At 57.0% G+C, this 19488-nt stretch carries 25 protein-coding genes; 19 read left to right on the forward strand and 6 right to left on the reverse strand.

Features of this window, described 5'->3' with window-relative positions; genetic code table 11:
- Positions 1 to 26: 26 nt before the first annotated feature.
- Positions 27 to 542, forward strand: a complete 516-nt coding sequence (locus tag U873_RS0101105; protein ID WP_025126479.1) for a hypothetical protein — start codon at positions 27 to 29, stop codon at positions 540 to 542.
- Positions 543 to 827: 285 nt separating this feature from the next.
- A complete protein-coding gene (locus U873_RS0101110) occupies positions 828 to 1061 on the forward strand; it encodes a hypothetical protein (RefSeq protein ID WP_025126480.1) in 234 nt (77 codons plus the stop codon).
- On the opposite strand, the gene U873_RS0101115 is transcribed toward U873_RS0101110, so the two are convergent.
- The 3 genes from U873_RS0101115 to U873_RS0101125 form a co-directional block, all read right to left on the reverse strand.
- A complete protein-coding gene (locus tag U873_RS0101115; RefSeq protein ID WP_155717319.1) occupies positions 1052 to 1324 on the reverse strand; it encodes a hypothetical protein in 273 nt (90 codons plus the stop codon). The genes U873_RS0101110 and U873_RS0101115 overlap by 10 nt on opposite strands.
- A 170-nt stretch (positions 1325 to 1494) precedes the next feature.
- Positions 1495 to 1884 carry a hypothetical protein gene (locus U873_RS0101120; RefSeq protein WP_025126482.1) on the reverse strand — a complete coding sequence of 130 codons (390 nt, stop codon included), beginning with the start codon at positions 1882 to 1884 and terminating at the stop codon, positions 1495 to 1497.
- A 52-nt stretch (positions 1885 to 1936) separates the two neighbouring features.
- Positions 1937 to 2377, reverse strand: coding sequence for an Arc family DNA-binding protein (locus U873_RS0101125; protein WP_025126483.1), 441 nt, complete (start codon positions 2375 to 2377; stop codon positions 1937 to 1939).
- A 101-nt stretch (positions 2378 to 2478) separates the two neighbouring features.
- Between U873_RS0101125 and U873_RS35785 the strand changes: the two genes are divergently transcribed.
- From U873_RS35785 to U873_RS0101205, 17 genes are all read left to right on the forward strand, one after another.
- Positions 2479 to 2655 (forward strand): Arc family DNA-binding protein, encoded by a 177-nt coding sequence (locus U873_RS35785; protein WP_115658577.1) that lies wholly within the window; start codon positions 2479 to 2481, stop codon positions 2653 to 2655.
- 74 nt (positions 2656 to 2729) lie between these two features.
- Positions 2730 to 3068 carry a hypothetical protein gene (locus tag U873_RS0101135; protein ID WP_177330213.1) on the forward strand — a complete coding sequence of 113 codons (339 nt, stop codon included), beginning with the start codon at positions 2730 to 2732 and terminating at the stop codon, positions 3066 to 3068.
- A gap of 2 nt (positions 3069 to 3070) precedes the next feature.
- The gene (locus U873_RS0101140) at positions 3071 to 4000 is read left to right on the forward strand and encodes a Bro-N domain-containing protein (protein WP_025126485.1); all 930 of its coding nucleotides are present in this window, start codon (positions 3071 to 3073) and stop codon (positions 3998 to 4000) included.
- Between the two features lie 310 nt (positions 4001 to 4310).
- Positions 4311 to 4607, forward strand: a complete 297-nt coding sequence (locus tag U873_RS0101145; protein ID WP_025126486.1) for a hypothetical protein — start codon at positions 4311 to 4313, stop codon at positions 4605 to 4607.
- Between the two features lie 61 nt (positions 4608 to 4668).
- Positions 4669 to 7341 (forward strand): phage tail tape measure protein, encoded by a 2673-nt coding sequence (locus U873_RS0101150; protein ID WP_025126487.1) that lies wholly within the window; start codon positions 4669 to 4671, stop codon positions 7339 to 7341.
- 28 nt (positions 7342 to 7369) lie between these two features.
- Complete coding sequence (locus U873_RS0101155) at positions 7370 to 7708, forward strand: phage tail protein (protein WP_025126488.1); 339 nt, start codon at positions 7370 to 7372, stop codon at positions 7706 to 7708.
- Positions 7705 to 8931: a hypothetical protein gene (locus U873_RS34695; RefSeq protein WP_025126489.1), complete on the forward strand. Its 1227-nt coding sequence runs from the start codon at positions 7705 to 7707 to the stop codon at positions 8929 to 8931. Before U873_RS0101155 ends, U873_RS34695 begins: the two co-directional genes overlap by 4 nt.
- Positions 8931 to 9326: a hypothetical protein gene (locus tag U873_RS0101165; protein ID WP_025126490.1), complete on the forward strand. Its 396-nt coding sequence runs from the start codon at positions 8931 to 8933 to the stop codon at positions 9324 to 9326. The genes U873_RS34695 and U873_RS0101165 overlap by 1 nt, the downstream gene beginning before the upstream one ends.
- Positions 9292 to 9462, forward strand: a complete 171-nt coding sequence (locus U873_RS36880; protein WP_177330217.1) for a hypothetical protein — start codon at positions 9292 to 9294, stop codon at positions 9460 to 9462. Before U873_RS0101165 ends, U873_RS36880 begins: the two co-directional genes overlap by 35 nt.
- A 60-nt stretch (positions 9463 to 9522) precedes the next feature.
- Positions 9523 to 10206, forward strand: a complete 684-nt coding sequence (locus tag U873_RS0101175; RefSeq protein ID WP_025126491.1) for a phage minor tail protein L — start codon at positions 9523 to 9525, stop codon at positions 10204 to 10206.
- A gap of 2 nt (positions 10207 to 10208) precedes the next feature.
- Positions 10209 to 10973 carry a C40 family peptidase gene (locus U873_RS0101180; protein WP_025126492.1) on the forward strand — a complete coding sequence of 255 codons (765 nt, stop codon included), beginning with the start codon at positions 10209 to 10211 and terminating at the stop codon, positions 10971 to 10973.
- A 9-nt stretch (positions 10974 to 10982) separates the two neighbouring features.
- Positions 10983 to 11558: a tail assembly protein gene (locus tag U873_RS0101185; protein WP_025126493.1), complete on the forward strand. Its 576-nt coding sequence runs from the start codon at positions 10983 to 10985 to the stop codon at positions 11556 to 11558.
- A 57-nt stretch (positions 11559 to 11615) separates the two neighbouring features.
- The gene (locus U873_RS0101190) at positions 11616 to 14705 is read left to right on the forward strand and encodes a host specificity protein J (protein ID WP_025126494.1); all 3090 of its coding nucleotides are present in this window, start codon (positions 11616 to 11618) and stop codon (positions 14703 to 14705) included.
- A 311-nt stretch (positions 14706 to 15016) separates the two neighbouring features.
- Positions 15017 to 15712 carry a hypothetical protein gene (locus tag U873_RS36545; protein ID WP_157838049.1) on the forward strand — a complete coding sequence of 232 codons (696 nt, stop codon included), beginning with the start codon at positions 15017 to 15019 and terminating at the stop codon, positions 15710 to 15712.
- Between the two features lie 72 nt (positions 15713 to 15784).
- Positions 15785 to 16390, forward strand: coding sequence for a glycoside hydrolase family 19 protein (locus U873_RS0101195; RefSeq protein WP_025126495.1), 606 nt, complete (start codon positions 15785 to 15787; stop codon positions 16388 to 16390).
- Entirely contained in the window at positions 16387 to 16920 is a 534-nt protein-coding gene (locus tag U873_RS0101200) for a DUF2514 family protein (RefSeq protein ID WP_029978046.1), read from the forward strand. Before U873_RS0101195 ends, U873_RS0101200 begins: the two co-directional genes overlap by 4 nt.
- Positions 16921 to 17004: 84 nt before the next feature.
- Entirely contained in the window at positions 17005 to 17223 is a 219-nt protein-coding gene (locus U873_RS0101205; RefSeq protein ID WP_025126497.1) for a hypothetical protein, read from the forward strand.
- Between the two features lie 178 nt (positions 17224 to 17401).
- Here U873_RS0101205 and U873_RS0101210 read toward each other — a convergent pair whose 3' ends face one another.
- The 3 genes from U873_RS0101210 to U873_RS0101220 all read right to left on the reverse strand — a co-directional run bounded on the left by U873_RS0101210 (position 17402) and on the right by U873_RS0101220 (position 19469).
- Positions 17402 to 18463: an ImmA/IrrE family metallo-endopeptidase gene (locus U873_RS0101210; RefSeq protein WP_025126498.1), complete on the reverse strand. Its 1062-nt coding sequence runs from the start codon at positions 18461 to 18463 to the stop codon at positions 17402 to 17404.
- Positions 18460 to 19098 (reverse strand): hypothetical protein, encoded by a 639-nt coding sequence (locus U873_RS34700; protein ID WP_025126499.1) that lies wholly within the window; start codon positions 19096 to 19098, stop codon positions 18460 to 18462. The genes U873_RS0101210 and U873_RS34700 overlap by 4 nt, the downstream gene beginning before the upstream one ends.
- A 137-nt stretch (positions 19099 to 19235) precedes the next feature.
- Complete coding sequence (locus U873_RS0101220) at positions 19236 to 19469, reverse strand: hypothetical protein (RefSeq protein WP_025126500.1); 234 nt, start codon at positions 19467 to 19469, stop codon at positions 19236 to 19238.
- Positions 19470 to 19488 lie beyond the last annotated feature (19 nt).

The raw sequence follows: 19488 nt of genomic DNA on the forward strand, positions 1-19488 counted from the left end.
TCGGGTCTTTTAACGAAGAGGAATTTATGGCAATCGTCATTACTCAGGCCCCAAAGCTTGATCTTGAGGGTACGCGCTGGGTTGAAATTGATGTCGGCGTAAAGATCAAGGTCGGATCGGCCGGTAACCCAAAGTTCAAGTCCCACCACGCCCTTATCCTTCGGCATCAATCGATCGTCGATTCGCGCTATGGTGTTGGAACCGAGGGGTTTGATCCGGCTAATGCGGAAATTGCAGAGGTCGAAAGCATGGATGGCATGCTGGTCGATCTGGTTTGCAAACATCTGATTCTGGATTGGGAAGGGGTGGAGGAGGCCGAGGCCCCGGGGGTGAACACTCCGTACACCCAGGAGCGCGGCAAGCTGCTTATCGCAGTCCGCCCAGATGTGTACTTCACCGCCTTACAGGTGGCATCAGACATCGCCACTCGGGTCGAGGAGAAAACCAAGGAAACGGTGGGAAAGCCGTCGAAACCTACCGGTGGAGTCGCGACTGGGCAGGGGAAGAAAACAGCAAAAAGCGCTGGAAGCGCGAGCGACTAAGTGGCGTTGAGCCAGTGCCAAGCCCCCCTGAGATTGATGCGGTAACCGCCGAGCTGCTCAGGGCCTACAACGTCATAAGCAAGGCAAGGCAATACGTTGGAATGATCGGGGCCCCAGCCCCGATATCACTGTCAGCCATTGCCGAGTATCTAAACCACTACCCATCAGCGATATGCCGCGAAGAATTCGAAGCGGTAATTTTCGCGTTGGATGATGAGTTTCGCTCTCACTGGGCGGAGCAGAACAGCAGTTCAACATGACGCGGCCAGGCCGCAGGAGCAGTGTATGAATCAGCCTTTTGAAGTAAGTGACCGTGAGACCCGCATCAGCGGCGCAGTTATTATTGATGCTGGCCGGTTCGCTGGCATTGGCATTGGTTTACCAGATGAGATTGCTGTGGATGCTCAAGAGAAAGCCGACCTGCTGGAGCGCCGGCTTTTGAGAATTGAGCATGCGCTCGGGATCAGTGAAACAGCTGGGTCTACATCTGGCCTTGCGGCGGACCTTGATCAGCTCTGATTGATTTTGGCAAGCAGCTCCCTTGTTTCGGCGGTGGCCTTGAGCGCTTTCTCGATTGGCGCTTTAAAATTCGTTTGAATTTCTTCGCTACAGTTCGCAAATAGTTCTGAGGTCAAAGCTTGCTGCAAAAAGGTATCGATTACCTTGCTATCCTTGCCCGCAATGGCCTGAACTGCTCGTGTTAACGCCAGCGTGACTGCCAACGTCCCCATACCAATTGGCGAGCTCAGTCCTTCAAGTGGATTTATTTTTCCGTCGTTCACATTGACCTCCAGGTCATAAACGCGCCGATATTGGCGCAACCCCAGTCCTTGGGCTTGCAGGCGTAGGACTGGGGAATCCTTGCGTGTGGCAGGAGGCTACTACCAGCCGATGCTCTGGCGTTACTGGGGATTCGTACAGGCGGGAAAAGCCCGGGCGGGCCGGGCTTGGGTTACTGCTTTTTCAGAAGCTCGCGAGCTTTCTTCAGCCTGGCCAGAATGGCTTCCGACCTGGGCCCTTTATGCACGAGCGCTGCACGCCCGTTCTTGACCATGGGCTGGGATTTATAGTCATTGATGATGACCTTCCACTGCTCACATATCGCGATTTCGGAGGCATAGTCCTTAGCCTTTCGATGCAGGATGGCTAGGCGCTCAAAGTAATATGGTGCCGCGCAAATACGAGTGCCTTCAGGCTGCCTCCAATAGCCGGCAGCCTCTGCCTCGCAGCAAGCCTTCATGATCTCTGGGTCATGCTTACCTGACTCAGCAAGGTCATGTGTAGGAGTCTCTCCGACCTTGGTCTGGAGATTGAGGGCGTCGATGGAAAAGTCTGACGGCATGGCGGTCCTTCGTCGCGGCCTGAGGATCACGGTGCTTGGGCCGGCCTCAGGGTTATTCCTTCGGTTTTTTAGGGGTGTGTTCTGCTGCCAAAGCAGCAAGGTGGATCTTGGTGTCAATCCCTATAGGCATCGATTTCCTTTTACCTCGAGCAGGACGATCTTCTGGCGCCATCGATGCTCGCGCAGCCGCTTGGCGGAGATACTTTGCGGTAGCTTCCTCATGCTGCAGTTCGACCTGCTCCATCGGGCTCAAGCTGGACCGTGACTTCAGTTCATAAATGTTGTCGAGGGTTTCTTGGTACATCTGGGCCAACACCTGCATAGCAGCTTCGTGCTCCGACAGAGGCTGAGTTATTGATTCCTGGGCGAAACTTTCCTCTAAGCGAGCATGGATTTCCGCGTTAATTGAGCGGCGATTCTTCTCGGCGGCAGCCTCAATCCTTGCCTTCAGGTCGGGCTGGAGGCGTAGGCCAAAAGGGTTGATGTTGCGCATGGGTTCTTCATTTTTCATAGCTACACAATGTAGTCACTTTTCCACTTGACTCATAGACACACGGTGTTATCGTTACACCGTGTAGTCATAAGGAGAGGGTAATGAGTTCCAGGGTGCGCGATATCAAGCCCTTCGGATTGCGATTGGGTGACGAAAAAAAAGACCGTGTTCGTGGTGAGGCCAAGAGAAATCGGCACAGCATGAACATTGAAATCGACCTACTGATAGAGGACGGCTTCAAGTGGCGAGAAATGCAGAGCAAGCAGGCGGCAGCCTGAAACGAAGAAGCCCCGGCGAGGTGAGAGTCGTCAGGGCTTTGGGAAACGAGATCAACTTCGGAGAAGAAATCGTCATGTCGAATAATAGCACAGCAGCATCCAATGTCATCCCGTTCAATTTCGGCGAGCAGCAGGTGCGCACGCTGCTGATTGACGAAATCAGCGTTGCAGTAGAGAATTCGCGGCAAGAGCGTAAGAACTCGAATTGCCTGCCGGACACCTCCGCGCCCGAAAGTCGTGGATTTTTTATGCCCGCAATCCGTCTGGATGGTGGGCAGCTCCAGCCGATTTATGGCCGGGAGGGTGACGGATACAAGACCCGCAAGGGAAAGAAGTCCGCCGTGCAGGCACGGTTCTTAACCTCCCGGCCACCATATTTCATGGTGTCCAATCCGATTAAGAACGGAGCCTGATCATGAAAAATTCAAATGTTATTCCATTTAGCTTTGAAGCCAAGGAAGTCCGGGTCTATAGCGATGCATTGGGCGAACCTTGGTTCTGCGCAGCCGATGTGTGTTTGGCTCTTGGATACGCGAATACCAGCAAGGCCATTTCCGACAATTGCCGCGAGAAGGGTGTAACCAGCAGTTACACCCTTACCTCCAAAGGCAGGCAGGCCCTGACCTTCATCAATGAGGGCAACCTCTACCGCCTGATCATCAAGAGCCGGAAGGAAGAGGCTCAGCGCTTCGAGTCTTGGGTGTGCGATGAGGTCCTTCCCGCGATTCGTAAGCATGGCCGCTACGAAGACCATCAAGCCAAGATGCCAACCCTCATTGACGAATTGATCGGAATGAGCGAGTTGAGCGTGATCAAGGGCCTGATCAGGGACAAGGGTAAGGCGATAGCGGCAGACAAGCGTCAAAGCTTCGCGCTAACCATGCACAACCGGCTTCATACCCGCTTCAATGTGCCGCGCACCGAGCTGATCCCGGCTGGCCAGTTCGAAGCCGCCTGCAACTTCATCGCAGCCTACAACGTGCTGGAAGGCGAGTTCATCGCCAAGGAGCCGTCGCAGCAACAGCTTCCGCTGAACATTCACTACCCAATCGAGGCTTTGGCAGCCCTGCGCGAAGGCATGCTGACTATCCGAAACGACAAGCAGGCATGGCTGGACGTGACGCTCGACGACATTCGCGATACGCGTGACGGCACTACGCCCTTGGAAAGCCTGCTGTGGGATCTTGAAAAGGCCGGGTTCGACATTCGCGGCGCCTGGTGGGAGCTTCGCACCTACCGAAACAAGCTGCGCGAGATTACCTCCTTTGTTAAAGGCCTGGGCCGCGCTATGGAGGAGCCTCAGCGTTACGCGGTAGATACTCCCAAGGGGAGGGCTGCAGCATGAGCATGGAATTGCTGACCCTGAGCATCAAGGGCGCCTCGGTCCGGCATGGGCTGAAAACAGCGTAATGCCCCTTCAATGAGGGGGCATTGCGGTGGCGACAGCCACCAACCAGCACGGCGTGTCTTGGTTTGCTCAGGTCAGGCGGGGCGGGCTCAGGTATGGCAAGCTGAGGTATGGCTTGGTGGGGTGGGGCATGGGCCGTAAACGGCATCGAGAGGGCACCTTTGGGTGCCTTTTCTTTTTGTCGAATCACTCGGTTTGGTGATGGAGCCGGGCGATGGTAGATTGCCCCATCAAACAAGGAGGGTTCATGGAACTGTTCATCATTTGGCTGGCGTTAGCTGGCGTGACTGCCTATTTCGCAAAGCAGAAGGGCAGAAATCCTGTAGGTTGGTTCATCCTTGGATTTGTCTTACCGGTCATCGGACTTATCGCTGTATGGCTGGTAAACCCGTTGGGAGTGGACGAGCAGAAGAGTATCGAGATCGCCAGGAAGTTTGGTGTCTCCTCCCTTTATCGAAAGTGCCCATTCTGCGCCGAGGTTGTCCAAAGGGAAGCAATCAAGTGCAAACACTGCCAGTCTGACCTAGAGCCGGTCAAAGAATGATCTGAGACCGAACGAATCTAAACCCGCCTTGCGCGGGTTTTTTTATGCCTGGAGATATTGCATGGCCCAAGAATCGCGCCTTGCCGTAACCATCGACTCACGCGGCGCGCAGCGTGACGCAGCATCTATGAGAAAAGAGCTCGAGTCTCTTGAGTCCTCTGGAAATCGTGTAGCTCCGGCAATGGATAAAGCCGGGGCGTCCATTGAAGGTGCAGGTCGAAGATCTGATGCAAGCTTGAGAAAGGTCGGCGGGCTCGCTGCCGAGACCGATAGGCTTCTCGGTGTGGTTGGTGGGCTGGCCGCCCCGTTTGCAGCGGCGTTCAGCGTTTCCAAGATCGCGCAGTATTCAGAGCAGTACACCAACCTTACGAACCGCCTGAGGCTTGTGACCGAAGGCACGGAGCAATTAGCGTTTGCTCAGGATTCCGTTTACAGGGTTGCTCAGAACTCTAGGCAGTCGCTCCAAAGTACCGCTGAGGTATATCAGCGGGTGGCCCAGAATGCGAGGCAGCTTGGGCTTAGTTTTGCTGACGTGGAGAGCGTCACCGAGACAGTATCGAAGACCGTGGCACTGAGTGGCGCCAGTGCCCAGGCCGCTGAGGCCTCCATGGTCCAGTTTGGCCAGGCTCTAGCCTCTGGCACCCTTCGCGGCGATGAATTAAACAGCATAATGGAGCAAACACCGGCGCTCGCCCAGGCGATTGCGCGTGGTCTCGGCGTCTCTATTGGGCAACTGCGCGCCATGGGGGCTGAGGGCAAGCTGACGTCCGAGGCTGTCGTCAAGGCGCTGCAGAGCCAGAAAGACAAAGTGGACGAGCTCAGCGGCAGCCTTCAGGTCACGGTCAGTCAGTCGATAACGGCATTCAACAACTCGCTGGTGACTACGGTCGGGAAGCTTGATGAGGCTACCGGCGCTAGCGCCCGGCTGGCTCGTGGAATCGTATCCATGGCAGAGGCTATGGATAGGTTCAACTCGGGCGAGTTCCTGGATTTCTTCCGGGACGACAAGCAGACAGTGGCCGGGCTGAACAATGAACTCAGCGTCACTCTGGCTGGTATTCGAGACCTGCAGAATGCGAGGTCAAAGCTGTCCTCTACCGACTCGAGTGACACGGTTTTCTTCAAGTTCAAGTTCTACAACCGCGAGGAGCTGGACAAGGAAATTGCAGGGCTGGAGAGCCGAGCCACCTCTGTCAGGGCAGTAGTTGCGCAGATGCAGAAGACTGCAGCGCAGCCATCTCTCCAGACGCCGAAAGGGGATGACCCAGGCAAGAAGGTGAATGCTGAGTACGAGAAACTTCTCGCCAACCTGAAAAAACAGGCTGCGCTCGAGGGCGAAAACACTGAAGCCGCAAAGGTGCGGTATGCAATTGAGGCTGGCGAGCTTGGGAAGCTGCTTCCCGAGCAAGAAAAGCTACTTCTGAAATACGCCCAAGAAAAGGATGCAAAGGCCGCAGCAGAGAAGGCGTCAAAGAAAGCCGCTGCGGAGGCAGCCAAGGCTCAAGCCGCGACCGGCAATGGGCTATCAGAGTCGCTCAACACCTTCTCCCGCCTCTACGCCCAGTACGATCCAGCATCCCAGGCCGCCCGTGCCCTGACTAAAGAGCAAGCCCAGCTGCAGTTGGCTCTGGACAAGGTAAATATCAGCCAGGAAGAGTACGGCAAGGCGCTGGCTCAGGCGTCCACCAACTACGCCGCAGCTATCAAGGGCGCCCAAGGTCTCACCCAGGCCGAGCAATATCGGGCGCAGATGGAGCGGCAGCTTGGAACCTTCCGCCAAGGCTTTGCAAACGAAGCAGATGCGGTCGGAATGGGGCAGAAGGAGGCGCAGCGGGCCCAGGACAGAATCCAGATCGAGCAGCAATCCAATGATCGGATTCTTCAGCTGCGTACTGAGTTGGCCAACGCCACCACCGAGAAGCAGCGCCAAGACCTGCAGGCTCAGATCGACATCGAAGGCGAGTACCTGGAAAAGCGCATAGCTGCACAGCGTGAAGGCTGGCGCCAGATAGACGAGGCGCAGGCCGATTGGAGCAACGGCGCCCGGGGGGCGTTTCAGGACTACCTGAACAGCGCCAAAGACGTTGCTGGGCAGACGCGGAGCCTATTCAGCAACGCTTTCAGTTCGATGGAAGACGCGATTGTTCAGTTCGCGATGACTGGGAAGCTGTCGTTCGCTGACTTCACAAAGTCGGTTCTGGCCGATATGGCCAGGATCGCTGCGCGGCAAGCAGCCTCTTCGGCGCTAAGTTCGTTGTTCGGCATGGCGGCATCTGCTGCCAGTTCGTACTTCGGCGGTGCTACCGGAGCTACCCAGGCCGGGTACACCGGGTCCGGTTTCTCGTCGTGGGTTGCCGGTCAGCGCGCCACTGGTGGTCCCGTTGCGCCTAACTCTCTGTACGAGGTCAACGAGCGCGGCCCTGAGCTTTACAATCAGGGAGGGCGCTCATTCTTGATGACCGGCGCAAATGGCGGGAGCGTGACCCCTTTGACGCGTGAAAGCATGCAGGGGGTGCGACCTCAAACCAGCGGAGGTGGCAATACCTACAACTTCCCAATCATCGTGCAGGTCGACGCTTCAGGCGCCTCTTCTGAGTCTCAAGGATCAGAAAGAGATGCCGTCGAGACTGGGAAGGTTATTCAAAGCGCCGCCAAGGGCGAGGCGGAAATGGCAATCCGTAAAGGTCTTCTTCCAGGCGGCCCGATCTACATGGCCATCAGAGGACGCGGATAACAGTGCCGCTCACGATTTGGGAGAGAGTATGGCGACCGAGACATTCACCTGGTGTATTCAGGCCCAGTCTTCAGGGGCAGCCGAGTACGCGACAAAATCCGCCAAGTTCGGAGATGGCTACAAGCAGGTTGTGGCCAACGGCATCAATAACGCCTCCAGCGAGTGGAGCATATCGGTAAGCGACAAGGGGGTCGTAATCGCTGCTATCAAGGCATTCCTCGATCATCATGCAGGAGCAATCCCATTCCTTTGGACGCCGCCGCTCGGCACGCAAGGTCTTTACCGGGGCAACAGCGTGAGACTCAGCGGTAGTGGCGGCGACTACTACACCCTGACCGCAACCTTCGAACAGGCATTCCACCCATGACCATCCGAACAATCGGCGTCGGCGAGGAGCCGAACGATGAAACCGGCGACACGCTGCGCGACGGCGGGATCATCATCAACGAGAACTTCGCGGAGTTGGATAGCCGGACCAGCGATGCGACATCTCAAATCAACACCATCAACAACAAGCTCGCAACGGTCGAAACAGGTGCAACTAAGAACCGCCCGGACGCTCAGCTTCTGGCGCGTGCAAACCACACGGGCACACAGCCTGCATCAACCATCAGTGACCTGGCAGCGGCTGTCAGAGCGGTCACACTTGCTGGCTTGAGCTTGTCCAACTCCACCGTCACTGCCGCTGACAGCATTCTTGCGGCCTTCGGCAAAGTGCAAGCTCAGCTGAACAACCGTATCAAGGTTGGGGACTACGGCCTCGCCGGGGATACTGCCCTGCCAGTTGTTGATGCGAACCTAATCAAGGAAGGCGGGTTCCACGCGCTGGTACCAGGCTCTGCTAACAATATCGGCGATAGCTCAGTATCAATGATTCACGTCCCGCACAGCCCGGGCAACTGGTCACAGATAGCCGTAGGAATCGGAGCTGGCGCGGCAATGTACACAAGGGGGGCGACTGATGGGGCGCCAGGTCCATGGGGCAAGTTGGTTAAGGTCGGTGACTTCGGGGTTGGGGCGAAGGATAACGCTACGTGGCAAGGATCAAACTTGAATCCGGATACGTTCCGTGCGGGAGGGACTTTTGTAGGGCAGTTCAATATTACTGGCCCTGGAACACCGGGTGGGCCGACAACTGGATTCCTAATTGTTGAGGGTGGGTCCGATAGCTCTATTTGCCTTCAGGCATTCCGAGCGGCGGGCTCAACCAGGGGATATGAACGCTCCCAATCCGGCGGTGCATGGACGGCATGGCAGAGAACGTTTGTAGAAGCAATCGCAAACGCTAACGGCGACGCGATAAAGTTCCCTGACGGCACGATGATTTGCCGGGGTGTGTCAGCCGGCCGTGTGCAAACAAATCTGGCGACGGGAAGCATCTTCCAGTCTTCGTTGCAAACCTTGAACTTTGCGGCTCCGTTCGTTGGTGGGTCGCCTGCCGTCTCAGTCTCGGCGCCATATTCTGAGAACGTCAATAGTTGGTCTTCGGTGCAAAACGTGGCACTGAGTTACATCACTGCTTCGGTGTATTCACCTGTCAGCAACGGAGCTGCATTCATCTTTTATACAGCCATCGGGAGGTGGCGCTAATGGTTATAGTTAGATTTTCTCCGTTAGACGCTCCGAATTGGAGGCAGCTGGAATCGGTCGAAGTTGATGGGTATCGAATCATAATCAATGGCTCGTCATTTGATTTCTCGCCGCTTCAGCCCGGATACGATCTGCCGCTTGAGGCTATCGGCTCCGAGCTTTTCGCCGACAAAGCCGTCATGTCGACTGACGGTGTGCTGTCGATCACGCTCCAGATGCCTTACGACGAGGCCACAGCCACCGACGCCATTCGCTTTCCCGAGCCTGTGACCGTGACCGCCGATGGCCTGGTGGACATTCCTACCGATCACCCGGCGCCACCTCCAGAGACTCCAACCATCGAAACTATCGAGGAAGACAATGGACTTCTCGCAGAGCAAGAAAACCTTCACTGAGCAGGACCAGAAAGCCAACGAGGCCCGGGAATACCTGCGCCAGACCGACTGGCTCGTAGTCCGCAAGTTGGAAACCGACAAGGACCTCCCAGCAGATGTTGCAGAGAAGCGTGCCGAGGCGCGCCGCCTGGTCTAAGCGCAACCACGCCCATCCCACCCGCCAGCGAGCGGGTTTATTTTTGCCTGAGGAAACACCATGCCGATCACGGCCGATATCCAGACCCTGGAGCCTGGCGCGTGGGTGGAGCTTTTCGAGCTCGACGCCACCAGCCTCGGCGCCGAACTCTACCGCTTTCACGGTTACCCCCAGCAGTCGTCGATTTTCTGGCAGGGGCTCGAGTATTCACCCTGGCCGATCAAGGCTGAAGGCTTTGAAATGACCGGGCAGGGCGCCCAGCCGATGCCGACCCTGTCTGTCGGCAACGTCGGCGGGTTCATCACGGCGCTGGTGCTGTACTTCGAGGATCTGGTGGGGGCGAAGCTGACCCGCCACCGGACCCTGGGCAAGTACCTGGACGGCCAGCCGGAGGCGGATCCCGACGAGGAGCTGCCGCCGGACATCTGGTACGTCGAGCGCAAGGCCGCCGAGAACAACGAGACGGTGCAGTTCGAACTGGCCTCGGCCCTGGACTTCGCCGGGGTTCAGCTGCCGCGCCGGCAGATCGTGGCCAACGTCTGCTGGTGGCTCAGCTGCGGCGGCTATCGCGGGCCCTACTGCGGCTACAACGGCGGGCCCGTGGCCGATGAGAACGACATCATCACCACCGATGCCGCCAAGGATAAATGCGGCGGGCGCTTGAGCAGCTGCAAGCTGCGTTTCGGCGAAAACAATCCGTTGCCCTTCGGTTCATTCCCGGCCGCCGGCCTGCTTCGGAGCTGATCATGAACAAGTCAACCCGCGCCGCCATCGAGCGGCATGCGCTGGCCGAGTATCCGCGTGAGTGCTGCGGCCTTGTGATTCGTGAGGGGCGTAAGGAGGTCTATGTACCTTGCCGTAACACGGCCTCGACCCCCAGCGAGCACTTCCGCCTGGCGCCGGAGGACTTCGCGGCAGCCGAGGATCGCGGCCAGGTGCTGGCGGTCGTGCACAGCCACCCAGACTGCCCGGCAGCACCCAGCGAGGCCGACCGTGTCTCCTGCGAGGCTTCCGAGCTTCCCTGGCACATTCTTGAGGTCCGCAAGGGCGATGACGAGCAGGTGCGCCCAGGCGAGCTTGTGAGCTTCGCGCCGGAGGGCTACCAGGCCCCGCTGATCGGCCGCAAGTTCGCCCACGGTGTGCACGACTGCCTGAGCATCATCCTCGACTACTACCGGCGCGAACTAGACATCGACCTGGGCCAGTACGAGCGTGAGGATGGCTGGTGGGAGAAGGGCGGAAACCTGTATCTGGAGAACCTGCCGGCGGCTGGCTTCGAGCAGGTAAGCGCCCCGCAACACGGCGATATCGTGCTGATGCAGATCCGGTCGAAGGTGCCGAACCATGCCGGGGTATACCTGGCCGACGGCATCCTGAAGACCGAGCCCGAACACTTCCCTGCGCCCGGTTCGATCCTGCACCACCTCTACAACCGGGACAGTAAGCGCGACCCCTACGGTGGGTACTGGCGCGAAGTTACGGTCAGCTACTGGCGGTACATAAAACAATGAGGAATGGCAATGGCTCAATCAGTTGAAAAAATGCAGACAGTGATGCTGTCCGGCTCCCTGGCAAAGCTATTTGGCCGCCAGCACAGGATGATCACCCGCGGCGGGTGGCGGGACATCATGGGGTATTTCAAGCAGTTCCCAGGATTTGAAACACACATGGCCGAAAGCTCCAGTAAGGGGCTGCGCTATGCGGTCTTCAATGGCAGGGAGAATGTTTCTCAGAATGACCTAGGGAAGCCAACTGGCCGCGACGTGATCCGGATCGTACCTGTGATCGTTGGGTCAAAGCGGGCCGGCCTGTTGCAGACAATTGTGGGGGTGGTGCTGATCGCTGCTTCATACATCACTGGCGGTGCAACATTGGCCCCGGGACTCGCCTTGGTCGCCGGCGGCGTGATCCAAATGCTTAGCCCGCAAGCCAAGGGCCTGGGCACCCAGGACAGCCCCAACAACCGGCCCAGCTACAGCTTCAACGGTGCCGTGAACACCAGCGTCCAGGGCAACCCAGTACCGCTGCTTTATGGCCGGATGATCGTCGGCAGTGCGGTGATCAGCGCCGGGATCTACTCCGAAGACCAGATGTAAACCGAACCCGCCACCAGGCCCGCCATGAGCGGGCTTTTTTTTGCCTGAAGGAAAGCCATGAACAACCAGATCATCACCGGCGCCAAGGGCGGCGAGTCGAAGCCGCGGCCGTCCGTTGAGGCCCCCGACAGCCTGCAGAGTACCGCGTATGCGCGGATCCTTGACCTGGTGAGCGAAGGCGAGATCCAGGGCCTGGTCGCGGGCGAGCGCTCGGTCTACCTCGACGAGACGCCCCTGGCCAATGCCGACGGCATCCGTAATTTCAGCGGCGTCACCCTGGACGCCCGCACCGGCAGCCAGGATCAGCTGCATATCCCGGGCTTTCCGGCGGTCGAGAGCGAGATTGCGGTGGGTGTTGAGCTGCGGGCAAGTCAGCCCTGGGTTCGTGCTGTGCAGAACCTGCAGCTGTCGGCCGTGCGTGTGCGCTTGTCCACCCCGCGCCTGGCCCAGACCAACACCGAGAATGGCGACACCAACGGCTACACTGTGCAGTACAAGATCGAGGTTTCCACCGATGGTGGGCCCTATGTCCAGGTGCTGGCCGCGGCATTCAGCGGCAAGACCTCGACGAAGTACGAGCGCTCCCACCGGGTGGACCTGCCGCCGGCGAGCAGCAACTGGCAGGTGCGAGTGACGCGCCTAACTCCGAACAGCACCAGCAGCGTGATCGCCGACACCACGAACATCGACGCCATCACCGAGATCATCGACGCCAAGCTGCGCTATCCAGGTTCCGCTATCGTTGGCCTGCAATTCGATGCCTCCCAGTTCCAGTCGATCCCCACCAGGTCCTTCGACCTGCGCGGCCGGATCATCCGCGTGCCCAGCAACTACGACCCGGAAACCAGGCTGTACTCCGGCGTCTGGGATGGTTCGTTCAAGTCAGCCTGGACTGATAACCCGGCCTGGATCTTCTACGACCTGCTTCTGCACTTCCGCTATGGCCTGGGCCACCTGCTGAACGAGGGCCAGGTAGACCGCTGGGAGCTGTACAGAATCGGCCAGTACTGCGACCAGCCGGTGCCGGACGGGAAGGGCGGCATGGAGCCGCGGTTCACCTGCAATCTGTTCCTGCAGACCAGGTCGAACGCTCTCGACGTGCTGCAGGACCTGGCCACCACCTTCCGCGGAATGTCCTACTGGGCCGGCGGCTCGGTCATGGCTATTGCCGACATACCCGAGGACCCGGTTTACACCTACTCGAACGCCAACGTGATCGACGGCAAGTTTGGCTATTTCGGCTCTGCGAAGAAGACCCGCTACACCGTGGCTCTGGTGAGCTGGAACGATCCGGCCGACTTCTACCGGCAAAAGGTTGAGTATGTCGACGACCAGGCCGGCATCACCCGCTACGGCATCCAGCAAACCGAGATCACCGCCACCGGCTGCACGTCCCAGGCTCAAGCTCAGCGCATCGGCAAGTGGGCGCTGCTGACCAACCGCCTGGAAACCGAAAGCGTGGGGTTCTCCGTGGGCCTTGATGGCACCCTGGCGCGCCCCGGGCAGATTATCCGCATTGCGGACAACGACAGGGCAGGGCGCAGGATCGGCGGACGTTTGCGCTCGTCTACGCTCGACAGCCTGGTGCTGGATGCCGATGTGAAGGCATACCCCGGCGACACCATCACAGTGATCATGCCCACCGGCAAGGCGGTCTCTCGGGTGATCAAGTCCGTGGGCTACCCGGTCAAGTGGTCGTCCAAGGGCATCAAGTGGTCCAGCGGCAGGGTGACAATGGACACCACGGGCTTTCCTGCAGAGGTTCAGCAGGTCGTGCTGACTGAGGATCTGGAGGAGCTGCCGCCCCAGCACTCGATGTGGGCCATTGACTCACCGACCCTGGCCACCCAGTTGTTCCGCGTCATGTCCGTGGCCGAGGACTTTTCCGACTCGGAGATCAAGTTCACCATCAGCGCGGTACGCCACAACGCCAGTAAATACGGAGCAATCGACAACGGCACGCGCATCGAGCGGCCGCCGGTAACCGTGATCCCGCCGAGCGTCCAGCGGCCACCGACGAACGTGACGGTGAGCAATGACCACTTCGTTGACCAGGGCAGCGCGGTCAGCGTCATGACGATTGAGTGGGAGAAGCCCGAGGCGGCGATTGCCTACGAGGTCTACTGGCGCAAGAACGACGGCGATTGGATCTTTGCCGGCCGCACGGGCACCACGTCCATCGATGTGAGCGGGATCTACGCGGGCCGGTATGTGGCTAAGGTGCGGGCCATCAACTCCCTGGACATCGGCTCAGTGTTCGCGACCTCGGTAGAGACCGTGCTGAACGGCAAGACAACACCGCCACCGGTGCCGTCCTCTTTTACAGCGGCCTCGATCGTGTTCGGCATCAAGTTGTCCTGGGGCATCCCCGCGGGGCTCAGTACCGCAGACGTGCAGCGCACCGAAATCTGGTACAGCCAGACCAACCAGGTGACCACGGCGACCAAGTTCGGCGACTACGCCTATCCGCAAACAGACCTGACAATCATGGGCCTGGCTTCCGGGGCTCGGTTCTACTTCTGGGCGCGCCTGGTGGACCGCATCGGCAACGTTGGGGATTTTCGCGGTCCGGTCACCGGGCAGTCGTCCTCCGATGCTGGGCCGATCCTCGAGTACCTGAATGACCAGATCACAGAGACGCAGTTGAGCCAGCACCTGCTCGAGAAGATTGACTCCGGCGGTGGCGCGTCGGTTGAGATCGAACAGGTCAAGACAGAGCTCGCGGCCATGTACTCGATCAAGACCCAGCTCACGGTCGACAACAAGCCCTATCTGGCAGGTATAGGCGTTGGAGTAGAAAACAACGAAGGCATCATCACCAGCCAGGTGCTGATCGCTGCCAGCCGGTTTGCGATTATCGACCCGAACACCACCGATGTTTTCTACCCGTTCGTAGTTCAAGGCAACGCCGCCTACATCGATACCACGTTTATCCGCAACGCAAGCATCACGATGCTTAAGATCGGGGACAACCTACAGTCTGACGATTACGACCCAGGCAAGCGTGGCTGGAAGATGGGTAAGAGCGGAAACATGGAGAACAATGGCGCAGGCGACGGGTATCGTATAACTCAAAGCAACAAGTACTGGAGGCTATATGTCGATGGGCTTGCGCCTCCACTTGTAGAACTTGGAGTTCTCTCATAATGGCAGACGTAATCGGGTTGAGAGTGCGAGATAGGATTACCGGGCAAGTTACTCTTGATATCACTGATAGACTGACAAGAAGGATTGGGGTGGTTAATAGCGGGTCTTTCGCGTCTTCTATTACTGTCAATGATTTCTCGCTGGGTGAAGGTTGGGCCACAGTTCTTGAAGTACCGACGCCGAACCAGAACCTTGCTAATGAGTGGAAATTTCCAAGGTTGTCGATAAGTGGGAATGTCTTGTCTTGGGACTTTCCAGGGCCGACAGGCGCAACTGTTGTTCCGTGCGATATTATGTATGGAGTGTATTAGATGGCTGATGTTGTTGGGTTCAGGGTCAGGAATAAAGACAAGATCTTACAGATTGATGGGAGCTACCAGTGCCAGGAACTTGTGTCTGTAAACACATACGCGATGTCGTCCAAGGATAACGACATCCTCGGCTACTACGCGGCGATCAGCGTGCCAAGCGGCCGGACAGACCCTCTTGTTGCTGTGAGCGGATCCAGTCAGGGCGTGTATGTAAAGAAGATGAGCTCTAGCGTATTTCGAATTTACTCCGGCAATAATCTTGACGAAACAAGGACTGTGAAAGTTTATATTTTTGCAGACCCAGTTAATACTTCCGGTGGCGGTATAGGGCTGGTTGTGAGAAATAGGGTGACAGGTAATGTCGTCTACAATTCCAATAATAAGTACATTCGAATACTAGGCTTTACTCCGGTTTCCCTCGGTCCAAATCAGTCTTTCAGTACAACGTATTCAGGGAGGAATATAGCAATCGTTCAAAGTGTTAGGCCTTACGCTCGAAAGACTGATACTGGCGGACCACCCAACCAGCCTATAGGGTTGTTCGGTTTTTTTAGTGGAGTGATGAAAAGCCCTGACAGTTCTACGTGTGTTATTGAACATCGAGCAGTTGCTAGTGCCGTGGGCGGAAACGTTGGCAACACTCTATATACATCCCCCTGGGGGACCTATTTGATAGTTGACGTGACCGGTTATTAAATGCTCGCCGATATACTAATTAAATAACTAGCCGGCTTTCTGTTAGCTGGTGTTTTTGCCTGGAGAAAAGTAATGCCGATCACCGAGCAGCAGTTGCTGCAGATCCTCTCCCAAGCCCGCCAAGTCGCGGGCTTTTTTGTGCCTGCACTGAATGCTGCGATGGCTCGATTCAAGATCAACTCGCCTGTGCGGATGGCTGCGTTCATTGCCCAGGTTGGACATGAGTCCGGCCAACTGACGCGCATGGTCGAGAACCTGAACTACAGCGCCGAACGACTCCAGGCAGTCTGGCCTAATCGCTTCAACGCTGCCCTGGCTGCTCAGGTGGCCCGCAAGCCCGAGCAGATCGCAAACATTGTGTATGGCGGTCGGATGGGTAACGCGCTGCCAGGGGACGGCTGGAAGTATCGGGGACGCGGCCTTATCCAACTGACCGGAGCGAACAACTACCGCGCCGCCAGCGCTGCCTTGGGCCTGGACCTGGTCAATCACCCTGAGCTGGTGGAGCAGCCCGAGACTGCTGCCCTGGTCGCAGGCTGGTTCTGGCAATCGAATGGGCTTAATGAGCTGGCCGACTCGGGGCAGTTCGCAAAGATCACTCGGACTATCAACGGCGGGTTGACTGGCCAGGCCGAGCGAGTGGCCCTGCGCGACCTGGCCGCGAAGGTGTTGGCATGAACGCCCTCGCACTGAAGATTGGCGGAATTGCTCTGGCTGCCTTGCTGCTGGCCGGCCTGGAAGCCTGGGCACTGTCCAGCGTCTACGACCACGGCAGGGCGGTCGAGAAGGCCGAGTGGCAAACGCGCTGGAATGCCCGTGACGCCGGCGACAAACAGGCCTGGGGCCTGGCTGAAGCTGAGGAGCGCGACAAGGAGCAGGCGAGGCAGAACTCAATCAATAAGGCGGTGCAAGATGGACAACGGACAATTGACGAAGCTGTTGCTGATGCTGCCGCTGCTCGGGCTGATCTCAGCATGCGGGAACAGGCAGACCGAACCGCCAGCCGTACCGCAAGTCAGGTCGGCGGCAATTCCTGCACTGCCGCCGCAAGCGCGGCAGCTTCCCGCGCCGTCCTGGTGCTTGCCGACGTGCTCAAGCGCGCTGATCAAAGAGCGGAAGATCTGGCAGCAACTGCTGATCAACGCGGGGCAAGGGGAGTAACGTGCGAGCAGGCTTATGAGGGCCTGAAAACGTCAGTTGGACGCTGAGCTTATGCTTATTTGATGGCTTCTGATCTCGTCGAGAATTGCTATAACTAAACGCAGTGATCGGCAGTTGATGAGGTAGAGGTCATGAAAAATGCAGAATTGATTGAATGGCAGTATCTGCTAGCTGCGCTTGATAGCTCCGATGAATATATCGAAGACCGCTACTGTCAACTGATCTCCACCGCCAATGAAATGTTACGACTGGGGCTAGTTGACCGTAAGGAGTGGCATAGGCAGATCCAACAGGCGGGAGACTGGTTGGTGGCTGCTATTGAGCGAGAGCAAGCGCTGAGTGGAAAATGAAAAAGCCCGCCGAAGCGGGCTAAAGCCGGGAGGGGAGTAGAGTAGTAGCCCGGCATGAAAATTGTAGAACGATCTTGCGCCTAAGCAAATCGGCCAGGCAAAGAAGCGATGTTCAGTAGCACGCTCGGATCGAGAAGGGCAGTACAAGAAGCCCGGCGCAGGGCCGGGCTGGCTCTGATTATTTCACGATGCTAAGGCGTGGTTTTTGCTTGAAATTATACAAATTACCAAAGTCTTCAGGCGCCAATCCAAGGATGCTCATTAGATCTTCAAGCGAATACCCCAGATCTTCCATGTGCAGCTCCAGAATCTCTGAGGTCAGATGAGCTTTCTCATGCGGAAAGTCCAGTTCAGCGGGCTCCCTCAATCGATAGCCGAGACTGCCGATTTGCCTCCACATATAATCACTCTGGGACTTTGTAATTGCACCGATCGTGGCTGCCCTATAGAGCAAGGCGCCCATAGATACTTTCCATACAGGCTTCAGCGCGGCCAGCGACTGGATGCTGACGTTCTTCAACTGGTAGAAAATATCTTTTTCTGGCATCAGCAGTGCGGCTGCAAATTTGTTCGCCTCGTCCTCCATCGTCGGACTGGGTTGGCGATGCATCACTAAATGGCCGAGCTCATGAGCAAGTGAAAATCTCATTCTATCTGCAGATTGATTTTTGCTCAGAAAAATACAAGGCGGCATCCCACGGATGGCAAGGGTTACGCCGTCAATCTTTCCAGCAGGAAAATCGCAAACAAATATCAAAACGCCGGCGCGCTCCACGAAATCGGCGAGATTTTTGATCGGTCCATCAGGGATCATCCACGATCTTCTGACCAAGAATGCGATTTCATCGGCATCACCGTATTGGTCGATGTCTAGATAAGGGAGCTCATAATCCTTTGCGAGGTCGACGGATTTAAGAAGCTTTCGGTAGTGCATGATCCGCAGATTCATTTCGGCCTGGATGGCGTCAAGCGTCTTCTGCGGGACAGTGGCCTTCTTGCGATAAGCATGAACGCTAACCGGCAGCCCGTAGACCCGATCCTGATTAAAAAAATACTCCCTAGGAAAGGAAAGGCCCTTGCAAAAAGCTTCAACCATTTCCTCGGCAGGTTCCATTAATCCATTTTCAATCTTTGATAGGTAGCCTTGTGTGATATTCATGGATTTGGATAGAGCGCTTTGGCTGAAGCCTCGAAATTGCCTGGCTAGCTGAAGCATCTCGGGGTTGAATGTGTTGCTCATGACGATGGCCGGGGTACTTTGATTTCAGTAGGTTTAGCTGGTGCCAGCTCTGTCTTGACCGTTGCTCGGCGCCTTTTCGCGGGCTGGGTATCCTGCGAATCCTTCGATGGTGCCGCGGGGAGTCCAGCAGGTATAGCTTTGACGGGCGCAACTGGTCGCTCATAAATTGGGTGAGACCAAGCTACCGACTCCCCATCCCTGCGAACCATGCGGACTTGAAAAATCTCGGTTTCAAGCTTGTTGAGGATATAAATAATCTCGGTCTTTACTGCCTCTGGAATTCCTAGGACCTGCTGTTCGGGGTCATGAAATGCAAGAGCCATAGGCGTAGGGTAATTGCTGCTAAACCCCTTTTCGTCGCCTTTTTTGAAGCGAAAGGCCAATTGCTGGCCAATCATGAAAATACAAGTGTTTCCCGCTCTATTAACGTGGACGCCCGGGAGCGGGTCAAGCGCCTCTTCCAGAGCGCCAACAGTATAGTCCCAAACGACGTTTGCCCGAGTTCTGTTATAGAACTGAGCTCGATTTGGCACCTCCAGCCATTGCTTCCAGCCTTTTAGTACGGCTTCTGCGATGACCTGTTCGTAGGGTTTGAGGAGATTGCTGATTTCGGAGTCGGATAAATGGGCGGTCATGCAGTGATTCTCTCAGAGGCTTGAGAGAATCATAGAGTAACTACAAAAATATAGTCAAATTATTCCAAAAAATATTCCTAGGCGCGCCCGCCTCCTGTTTGGCGTTTGGTTCAACCTTTCCATTTTACCTTGCCGGGTCACGTTTGCCGCACAACCCATCCCGCCTTCACCTCACCCGCATACCCCGCCAGCTTGTCCTCGGTCTCCTGGAAGGAGAGGGCGATCTTCATCAGTTCGTTGGCTCCTTGCTCGTCGCCGGCGGCCAGCATTCGCTTTGCCACTCCGAACAGATCTACGCCTGCCCACTTGAGGGTGGCAGCAGCCTCTTTCAGGTTGCGGCGCAGCTGCTGGTTGGGTTTAGTGAGGGGCATATAGGCTCCTAAAGCATCC

Source organism: Pseudomonas sp. PH1b (genome assembly GCF_000633395.1).
Classification (GTDB): domain Bacteria; phylum Pseudomonadota; class Gammaproteobacteria; order Pseudomonadales; family Pseudomonadaceae; genus Aquipseudomonas.